Source organism: Mesorhizobium sp. M2A.F.Ca.ET.067.02.1.1 (assembly GCF_004023285.1).
In the GTDB taxonomy this organism is placed as follows: domain Bacteria; phylum Pseudomonadota; class Alphaproteobacteria; order Rhizobiales; family Rhizobiaceae; genus Mesorhizobium.
This window is the reverse complement of sequence record NZ_RZSB01000142.1, coordinates 1-10,100: the sequence shown is the minus strand read 5'-3', so window position 1 is coordinate 10,100 and position 10,100 is coordinate 1. Positions and strand designations below refer to the sequence as shown.

The following is a 10,100-nucleotide window of genomic DNA, read 5'->3' as shown; positions in this document are numbered from 1 at the left end:
TTGATCTCCTGCACGATCGGCTTTGCCACCGTCGCTGCGACCGTCTGGGCGTCGGCGCCCGGATACTGCGCGCGAACGACGATGGTCGGCGGCGCGATCTCGGGATATTGCGCGACCGGCAGCTGGGTATAAGCAATACCGCCGAGGATCAGCAGGACGATCGAAACGACCGATGCGAAGATTGGACGGTCGACGAAGAAATGCGCGAACCTCATTGCTGCAACCCGGCGGTTTCGACCTTGGGCGGCAACGTCACCATCTCGACCTTCACCTTGGTGCCGGGCCTTGCGTGCATCAGCCCGTTGACGATGATCGTCTCGGCGCCGGTCAGGCCCGAGCGGATCACCCGGTAGCCGTCGAGAAGCGGTCCGGTGCGCACGGGCTTCGCCGACACCATTCCGGCCTCGTCCACCAGCAACACGATGCGACGATCCTGATCGGCGCCGATCGCCTCGTCAGGCACCAGCACGCCGCTATGCGGCAGCGACCCCGGCACGTTGATGCGCCCGAACATGCCTGGCTGGAGAACGCCGTCGGGGTTGGGAAACGTCGCACGAACCCGCATTGTGCCGGTCGCGTTGTCGATCCGGTTCTCGGCAAAATCGAGCTTGCCCTTGACCACCGCCTCCGCGCGGTCGGCGACCTGAATCTGCACATCGAGCCCGCCGGCGCCTTCCTGCATGCTGCCGCCACGCGCCATCGCGTCGCGGGCGTAGCTGAAATACAGACGCTCATCGACGTCGAAATAGAAGTCGATCGGGTCGCGCGTGACGATGGTCGTCAGCAAGGTGGAATCCGGCTGCACGAGGTTGCCGACCGATACCAGCCGGCGGTCGATGCGGCCGGACAACGGCGCCTTGATCTCAGTGAATTCCATGTTCAGGCTGGCCGTCGTCAGCGCAGCCGTCGCGCCCTGCATCTGCGCCTGCGCCGCAAGGTATTCCCGCCGGCGGTCGTCGACCGTGGCGGGCGAGATGTTGCCGGTCTTGGCAAGTTCGTTGGCGCGATCCAGTTGCATCTTGGTGAATTCGAGCAGGCTCTTGGCGACATCCACTTGCGATTTGGCGGCATCATAAGCGGCCTGGTACGGACGCTGGTCGATGGTGAAGAGCAGGTCGCCCTTGTTGACCAGTGCGCCGTCCTGGAAGCTGACCTTGTCCAGATAGCCGCTGACGCGCGAACGGATGGCAACCTGGTCGACGGCTTCGAAACGCCCGACGAACTCGTCGTCCTCGATGATGTCACGCACCACCGGCTTGGCCGCCGTCACCACGGGCAGCTGCTGGTCCTGCGCAAACGCAGTGCTGCTGAAAGCCATGCCGAGCAGGAATGCCGCCGACGCGGTGGCGCAGGCAAGCCAGCCGGCCGATCGACGGGGTCGCTCGCCCACGTCGCAACGCAATTGCCCATTGCCTGTGATATCCATTTGCGTCCCCCTCGCTGGACCCGGAGGTCGGTTGATCCGCTTCTACGCTCAGGCTTTTTCGTCGAGACCCGAGCACTGCAATATTGTGCACGGCACATGATCATTTTCCATATGGGCTGAAATGTCCATCCTGTGGCTGCCTCGCCACCGGGCTAGGCCTAGTCGCAATCTAAAGGAATCAGGATTCCTTTGACACACACCGTCAAGCCAAACTCGCCACGCTCGTCACCCGCCTTCAGCCACGCACCCCTGATGACCGATTGGTAGGAGCGTATCACGGCTGAAAGCGTCAAGAGGCAGGTGCTGGCGCAAGGCGGCCGACGCGGCGCCGCGGTTGTTTTTCCGGCAACGGCAAGCGACGTCGTTGCGGCCAAGATGGGGGCACCAGCGGAATGGCATCTTTCTCGCTAGGTCGTCCCAGAACCGGACCGTCCGCTTCCGGCCCCAAAGACGCCATGGCAGCTTTGCGCTCATCTCGGCCGCTGGAGGGAATTTTGCCGCCGCCTGGAAGCAGACATGGAAGCCGAGCCGCGGAGCTTGTCCCAAGGCCACGCCTCGCCGGTCTGTCAATCGGGCGCCTGTCGTGCAACACTACTTACTAATATACGGGTGGGAAGCATTCCGCTGAAGCCGGCGGAAGGCCCTTTGGGGAGAAGCCAATATGCAGGGCTCGGTGGGAAGCGATCTTGCAAGTCGCCTGGCATCCGCAGATCGCCGTATTGCCGAACTGGAAAATAATTATGCTGACGCGGCAATCGAGCTTGATCGACTTTCCGCCGAAAACAAGCGCCTGATTCAACTCGCCGAGGAGCGCGCGAAGGAATTGGCCATCCTCAACAGCGTCGGTGAAGCGATGGCAAAGACGCTGAATGTCAAGACGGTGACCCGCATCGTGGGCGATCAGGTACGTGAAATATTTGGGGCGGATATAACCGAAATTTTGTTGCACGACGAGGCCTCTGATCTCATCACCGTCCCGTATTCATTTTACCGCGAGTACCAGGACGTCGCGCCTTTCACTTTGGGCGCGGGGCTGACCTCCAAGGTCATCCTCTCTGGAAAACCACTGGTTCTCGGGACGTCTGAACAGTCCATTGAGTTCGGTGCGATCTTCCTCAGCGAAGCGGAGCGGTCAGAATCGTATATCGGCGTACCAATCATCGCCGGTGGCAGAACCCTGGGCGTTGTCAGTGTTCAAAGCTACGAAAAGAATGCCTTTGGCGAAGATCATTTGCGCCTGCTGCAAGGCTTGTCATCAAGCATGGGCGTTGCGATTGCCAATGCACGCCTTTTCGACGAAACGCAGCGGCTGCTGAAAGTATCTGAGGACCGCGCAAAGGAACTGGCCATTCTCAACAGCGTCGGCGAAGCAATGGCGAAGACGCTGAACGTCAAGACCGTCACACGCATCGTCGGTGATAAGGTGCGCGAAATATTCGGAACGGACGTCACCGAAATCCTCCTGCGTGATGAGGAGTCTGACCTAATCACCGTACCCTATGCATTTTACAAGGGCTATCAGGACCCCGAACCATTTGCGATGGGCGAAGGGCTGACCTCAAAGGTCATACTGTCAGGCAAACCATTGGTATTGGGTACGACTGAGCAACACGTTGCTCCGGGTGCACTTATACCTACAGAGGAAGACAGGACCGAATCCTACCTAGGTGTGCCAATCATCGCTGGCGACAGGACTTTGGGTGTCGTCAGCGTCCAGAGCTACGAGAAGAATGTCTTCAATGAAGATCATGTGCGTCTGTTGCAGGGGCTTTCATCCAGCATGGGCGTCGCTATCTCTAACGCCCACCTGTTCGACGAGACCCAGCGCCTATTGAAAATGATGGAGGCTCGTAATGCTGAACTGGCCTTCGTGAATGGCGTTCAGGAAGTGCTCGTCTCCAATTTGGAAATGCAGGAGATATATGACCAGATCGGCGACCAGATTCATGAGATTTTCGATGCCCAGGTGGTGGATATCGGACTGTTCGATCCCGACGACAACCTTCTGCATTTTCCTTATACGATTGAGCGGAACGTTCGCTTCCCCGATTTACCGATGCCGCTCATTGGTTTTCGGAAACATGTCATGGATACGGGGCAGCCATTGCTGCTCAATGATGCTGTCACTGCGTCCGAGAAATACGGCAACCCCGTGCTGCAGGGTGAGGCAGCTAAGTCGGGGCTGTTCGTACCGTTGATCATCGGAGGACAGGCAAAGGGCGTCATTTCCCTGCAAAACCTCGATCACGAGCACGCCTTCAATGAATCGGACGTGAATCTGCTCACCACGATTGGTAATGCGACGTCTATTGCAGTTGAAAAGGCGAGGCTGTTCACCGAGACCAGGCGCTTGCTGAAGGTAACCGAGGACCGCGCGGCAGAACTCGCTATTCTCAATAGCGTTGGCGAGGCTATGACACAGTCACTAGACCTGGATACAGTAATTCGTCTTGTAGGCGATAAGGTGCGGGAGGCCTTCGGGACCGAGGTCAGTGAAATTCTGCTGCATGACAGCGAATCCGGTTTGATCCATGTGCCTTATGCATACTTCAGGCAATATAGAGTTATTGATCCATTTCCGTTTGGCGTGGGTGTAGCGTCCAAAATCATAGATACAGGGCGCCCGTTAGTCTTCAAGACTCTCGAGGGAGGAAAAGAGCTTGGTGCATTCTTTCCAGACGAAAAGGACAGGACCGCATCTTACATAGGTGTTCCCATCAAGTCTGGTGAAAGAACGCTGGGGGTTATCAGTGTACAAAGCTACCGGGAGAATGCGTTTGACGAAAATCACGTACGCCTCCTGCAGACGGTTGCCTCCAACATGGTGGTCGCCATAGCCAATGCGCGCCTGTTTAACGAAACGCAGCGTCTGCTGAGAGTGACAGAAGCTCGCGCTGCCGAGCTCGGCGCCATCAGTATGGTCAGCCAGGCGCTGATAGCGGAATCCGAACTCGAAAGCACGATCCAGCTGATCGGCAATCAGATGCAGGAAATCTTCGATGCCGATATCGTCTACGTCGCTCTGCTCCATCCGGAAACTAAGCTAATCCATTTCCCCTATCAGTTTGGCGAGGCCTTCACCACGCTCACGCTCGGCGAGGGACTGACGAGCAAGATCATACAGACCGGCGAGCCGCTGCTCATCAATCAGGATGTGGCGAAAAGGGGGGCTCAGATCGGGGCCACCCCCGTCGGCAAGAATGCCTTGTCCTACCTCGGCGTTCCGATCAAAACGGCCCAAGGAACGCTTGGCGTTATCAGTGTTCAGAGCACCACGCGGGAGGGCATTTTTACCGATGACTCGCTCCGCTTGCTTTCCACCATTGCCGCCAATGCGGGCTCTGCCCTGCACAACGCGCAACTATTCACTGAGCTCAAACAGTTGTCCCTGGCTCTCCAGCAGGCAAAGGAGGCGGCCGAGGCGGCAAATGAGGCGAAGAGTTCGTTTCTGGCGACGATGAGCCACGAGATTCGTACGCCAATGAACGGCGTGATCGGAATGAGCAACTTGCTCCTGGCGACAAAACTAGATGACGAGCAGCGGGAAATTGGAGAGACAATTAACAACAGCGCCGAGGCCCTGCTCACCATCATCAATGACATACTCGATTTCTCCAAGGTCGAGGCGGGCAAGATCGATCTCGATCCCCGGCAGTTCGAATTGCGCGATTGCCTGGAAAGTGCGATCGATCTAATAGCTCCGAGAACGGCCGAAAAAGGGCTCGATCTGAGCTATTTGATCGAGCCCGGTACGCCGGAGGCGGTAATTGCCGACAGTAGTCGGCTTCGCCAAGTGCTGATCAACCTCCTTAATAACGCGGTCAAATTCACTGAGCGGGGAGAGATCGTCCTTTCGGTGATGACGATCGCGCCCGCAGCCACAAGCCATGGTTCAAACGAGGACGGCGAGGGGAAGATTTGCACGCTCCAATTTTCGGTTCGCGACACCGGCATCGGTATCCCCGGCGACCGGATGGACCGGCTCTTCAAATCCTTCAGCCAGGTCGACGCTTCTACGACCAGGCGCTATGGCGGAACCGGACTTGGCTTGGCCATCAGCAGGCGTCTGGTAGAGTTGATGGGCGGCGAGATCTGGGTCGACAGCGCGGAAGGAAAAGGCACCACTTTCTTCTTCACGATTCGCGCGCCCGTGGCATCGCGCCAATTAGCAAACGCCCCGACGGCTACCGTCGGACTGGCAGGCAAGCGGTTGCTGGTCGTGGACGACAACGCAACCAACCGCCGCATCATGGCCCTGCAGGCGCAGTCATGGAATATGGTCGCGTCGGCGAGCGAACACCCGCGCGACGCACTGCGAAGGCTTGAAGCAGGGGAAGTCTTCGATGTCATCGTTCTCGACATGAACATGCCTGACATGGATGGCATCGAACTCGCTAGAAAAATCCGCGCGCTCGAAAGCATGGAAGGCGTTCCGCTGGTGCTACTTAGTTCCATGGTGCCAATGTCGGAGGACAGGAAAAAGGAAATTGAAAGTCTGCGGTTTGCGGCCGCGCTATCCAAGCCGATCAAGCCTTCTCCATTGCTCAATACGTTGCTGTCGATCTTCGTTGGAACGCCGGCTCGCTCCACCCGAGCCGATCAACCGAAGGCTCCCGCTTTTGACGGTTCGATGGCGAACACGTTTCCACTGCAGATTCTTTTGGTCGACGACAATGCCACCAACCGCAAGCTTGGCTCTAAGGTGCTCGAGCGCTTGGGATATAAGCCGGACCTGGCAATCGACGGCCAGTCGGCGATCGCTGCCTACAGCCAGGGCAGCCATGACGTTATCCTAATGGATATCGAAATGCCTGACATGGATGGGCTCGAAGCGACAAGATTGATCCGCCGTATCAATGCCGAACCCGTGCATCGACCATTCATCATTGCCCTGACCGCCAACGCGATGGCGGGTGATCGCGAGAGATACCTGAATGCTGGAATGGACGATTATCTGAGCAAACCGTTGCGTGTCGAAGATCTTATAGCCTCCCTGAACAAGGCCGTCGTGAATTTGGGTGAAGGTTCGCGGGGTGCAGCGGGTGAATTTGAAGATGCCAGCGCGCCCGGTCGTGCCTAGGTGGAACAGCGGCGTCGGAGTAATCGAGATTAGCGTCGCGGCAGCATCGCCGGGAATAGGGATCTCGCTAATTTAGCATTGGTGCGATAATCTGTCTTTTCAACGCGATGGAACTCTGAAAGAAGGGGAGCAGAGAGTTCGACTTCGCTCGTTTTTGCCAGCGCCGGCAGATGTTTTGTCGCTGGTTTTGGTTCGAAGAAGCATACATCGGGGAATGTTGTGGCGATCGACAGAGGGGCGCTGGACAAGCTGCGTGAGCTTGTCGGTGGCGAGGAAGCCGACCTTCTGGAGCTTGTGGAGTCCTTCTTGGAGGAAGGGCCATCCATCATGCAGGGCATGTGGTCGTCATGTCAGGCCTCCGACCACGCTGCCGTCCGACGGGCTGCCCACTCCCTGAAATCGAATGCGCGGGATATGGGTGCGACTGATCTCAGCCAGATCTGCGCCGGGGTGGAGGCGCGGTGCGCAAGCGGCGAACCCGCAAGTCTTGCCGAGATCGGCGATGCACAGCGTGCCTTCGACGTCGCCAGCAGCGAGCTTCGAGCAATCTTCAACCTGGGGAATTAGCGTGAGCAACCCTGGCCGAATTCTCATCGTCGACGACTCTCGGACCATAAGGATCAAGCTCAAAAAATCGGTGGAGGCTCTCGGCCATGAAGCCGAGGCTGTAGAGAACGGGCGAGCGGCTCTCGATCTGCTCGCAATTGAAAATTTCGATCTTGTTCTTCTCGATATCATGATGCCGGTGATGGACGGCTTCGAGGTGCTGACGAGCCTCAAGAGCTCGCCCCGGACCCGGGATGTGCCGGTGATTGTGATTTCCGGGCTCGACGATGAGATGAGCAGCGTCGTGAAGGCGATTGAATTGGGCGCCGAGGATTTCTTGCCCAAGGATTTCGAGCTGGCGCTTCTCAAGGCGCGGATTTCCACGTGCATCGAGAAAAAGCGACTGCGTGACGTAGAGAAGGAATATCTGCGTCAGGTAGCCAAGTTGACGAAAGCGGCCGCGACCCTGGAAAGTGGGAGGTTCAACCCTTCGAAGCTGGGCATCCGCGATGTGGCAGCCCGAACCGATGGTCTGGGCAAGCTCGCCAGTGTGTTCGCAACGATGGCCCAAAAGGTTTACGAGCGCGAACGCAAAATGCGGCAAAATATCCGCACATTCCGCGGAGCCTTGCTGCTGTTGGCCTGCGGAGGACTGTGGGGCCTTGTCGTCCCGCTGTCGAAAATGGCTTCGCTCGTTGAAGCTCACCCGATTGGACTAGCGATCCTTATTGACCTCATCGGAGCTGCGTTCTGCCTCGGGATTAGCCTCAAGCGCAGGACCATGCCGAGGCTGTCTGCTCTCACGCGCTCGGATTGGCGGTTCGTTATCATCCTCGCGTTCATCAGCTCGGTGGTCAATCAGGTGCTGGTCTATTGGCTGGCAAGCAAGCTTCCGGCCTTTATCGTCTCCATCGTCATCGTACTTGAAGGGTTCGCCGTATTCCTGTTCGCGGCCTTGATGCGGACCGAAGCGCCGAGCATGAAACGGTTCTTGGGGCTTGGACTGGGTCTCGTCGGCATCGTCATCATCCTTTTCTTTGGCGAGCCGGGGGAAATGAACACGAATTGGTTGTGGCTTGCCATCGCGCTTGTGATCCCGGTCACTTATGCCACTGAGGATATCTATCTTTCGGAGTTCAAACCCGCTGCCGTCGACAGCGTCGCCATGTTCGGCATGGTCCTGGTTGCTTCGCTTTTGATGCTGATTCCGCTCGCGGCCTTTTATGGGGATTTCATACCGGTTGGTTTGTTGACCGGAAGGCTTGGCATCATTGTCATTTTGATGGCAGTTGCCGGCAATCTGGCCATGCTGCTCTTCATTGCGCTGATCTCCAGCACAGGTGCTGTGTTCGCAAGCCAGAACGCCTACGCCGTAACCGCGGCCGGTATAGGGTGGAGCATGTTGCTGCTGGGCGAAGCGATACCGGCGCTCACCTGGGTTTCGTTAGCGCTGATCGTGGTAGGCCTGCTGATGGTCGAACCGAAGCAGGAAGCTGAAGAAGAACCGCCACCGCTTGACGATGCGACAGAGGAAATCGTGCCGAAGCTCGACCTTGTGCCACTGCCAACGGAGTGAACAGAGCCCGAGGCAGGTCTGCCTACCTGAAGCCAAGCAGAGCATGGCTCCGATGCTGATGGCGTGGTGCGCCGAATGGAACGTCGGTTTCCCGGCTCGCCAGTCCGAACGCTGCCGGACTGCTCTCGGCCCCATTCGGGTCATTCAAAAAAATGGATCGCGCGAATGGCTATGGGCGCCCACCTGGGAGCGCACCTTCTCGCTGCATGACTGCGGCAAAGAAGCCGTCGGTATCGTTGCGCGCGGGCGTCAGCGACAGATAGTCCGGATGAGATGAGTTCGTCAGTTGCGGCGCGGCCTCGTGAAGCGGCACCACACGAAAACCGGGATGTGCCGCCAGGAACGCTACCACCTGTTCCTCATTCTCCTCGGACAGCATGGAGCATGTCGCGTAGACCAGCCGTCCACCGGGCTTCACCAGACGCGCCGCGCTCGCCAGAATCCGGGCCTGCAGCGACACGAGATTGTCCAGACCCTGTTCCTCCTGCGCGCGCCAGCGTGCATCGGGGTTGCGTCGCCAGGTACCGGTGCCGCTGCATGGCGCGTCCACCAGCACGCGATCGAAACCACCTTTGTGGCGCTTGATTCACCGATCCGTTTCGCCGGCCAGGAGCCGTGTCTCGATATTGTGCAATCCTGCCTGCCGGAAGCGCTCGGCGCCGCGCTTCAAACGGCCTTCCAGGACTTCGCAGGCGACAACATGGCCCTTGTTGTTCATCTGCACGGCGATCGCCAGCGTCTTGCCGCCGGCTCCGGCGCAGAAATCGACCACGCGCTCGCCCGGCCGGGCATCGACCAGCATGGCGACAAGCTGCGAGCCCTCATCCTGGATCTCGACCTCACCGGTCCTGAGCATCAGCAGGCTCGCCAGCGAGGGGCGTTCATGCACACGAATGCCGTAAGGAGCGATGGCAGATGGCTGCGCCCGCAAGCCGAGATCCTTCAGCGCGTTGAGCATGGCCTCGCGCGTCGACTTGATCGGGTTGACGCGCAGATCAAGGAGCGGCGGCGCCAGAAGCGCGGACATCTCCTGGCCGAACGCTTCCCCGAAACGGCGCCGCAGGGGATCGGCCGCCCAGGACGGGCATTCAAGGCGCACCTCTTCCGGCATGCCGGGATGGTCGATCGTGCCTCCCCGCAATTTGACCAGCAGCGCGTGCTCGTGATCCGTCAGGATGGCAGGCGCGAATTTCGCCCCGTTGAACAGGCGCTTGATCTGATCGGCCGTCTCGCCTTCCTTCAGCGTGAGCCACGCGAGCAGGCGGTTGCGGGGCCTATCCTCGCGCCCATGCCTGGCCAGCCACCAACCAAGCCGTGCATGGTGTCGCAGAAGCGCATAAAGCAACTTCGAAATCTGGCCACGGTCCCTGTCGCCGATATAGCGCCGAGCCCGAAACCACGCCGAGACGACAGCATCCGCGGGACGCGCGACGCTATCGACTTCATCCATAAGTTCGATTGTGGCTTGCAGG

At 58.7% G+C, this 10,100-nt stretch carries 5 protein-coding genes and 1 pseudogene; 3 read left to right on the top strand and 3 right to left on the bottom strand.

The genetic code is table 11. The annotated features are described in order from the left end of the window. The coding region (locus EOA28_RS12920; protein WP_148670703.1) for an efflux RND transporter permease subunit at positions 1-215 on the bottom strand (215 nt) is incomplete at its 3' end. After that, entirely contained in the window at positions 212-1,318 is a 1,107-nt protein-coding gene (locus EOA28_RS12915) for an efflux RND transporter periplasmic adaptor subunit (RefSeq protein ID WP_189342031.1), read from the bottom strand. The genes EOA28_RS12920 and EOA28_RS12915, both read right to left, overlap by 4 nt. A 769-nt stretch (positions 1,319-2,087) precedes the next feature. Between EOA28_RS12915 and EOA28_RS12910 the strand changes: the two genes are divergently transcribed. The 3 genes from EOA28_RS12910 (at position 2,088) to EOA28_RS12900 (ending at position 8,628) form a co-directional block, all read left to right on the top strand. Next, complete coding sequence (locus EOA28_RS12910; protein ID WP_127250697.1) at positions 2,088-6,506, top strand: GAF domain-containing protein; 4,419 nt, start codon at positions 2,088-2,090, stop codon at positions 6,504-6,506. A gap of 219 nt (positions 6,507-6,725) precedes the next feature. Beyond that, the gene (locus tag EOA28_RS12905; RefSeq protein WP_126081566.1) at positions 6,726-7,073 is read left to right on the top strand and encodes an Hpt domain-containing protein; all 348 of its coding nucleotides are present in this window, start codon (positions 6,726-6,728) and stop codon (positions 7,071-7,073) included. Position 7,074: 1 nt separating this feature from the next. Further along, entirely contained in the window at positions 7,075-8,628 is a 1,554-nt protein-coding gene (locus EOA28_RS12900; RefSeq protein ID WP_210212039.1) for a response regulator, read from the top strand. Positions 8,629-8,797: 169 nt separating this feature from the next. Here EOA28_RS12900 and EOA28_RS40180 read toward each other — a convergent pair. Continuing rightward, positions 8,798-9,739, bottom strand: a pseudogene (locus tag EOA28_RS40180) (RsmB/NOP family class I SAM-dependent RNA methyltransferase). Between the last annotated feature and the right edge of the window lie 361 nt (positions 9,740-10,100).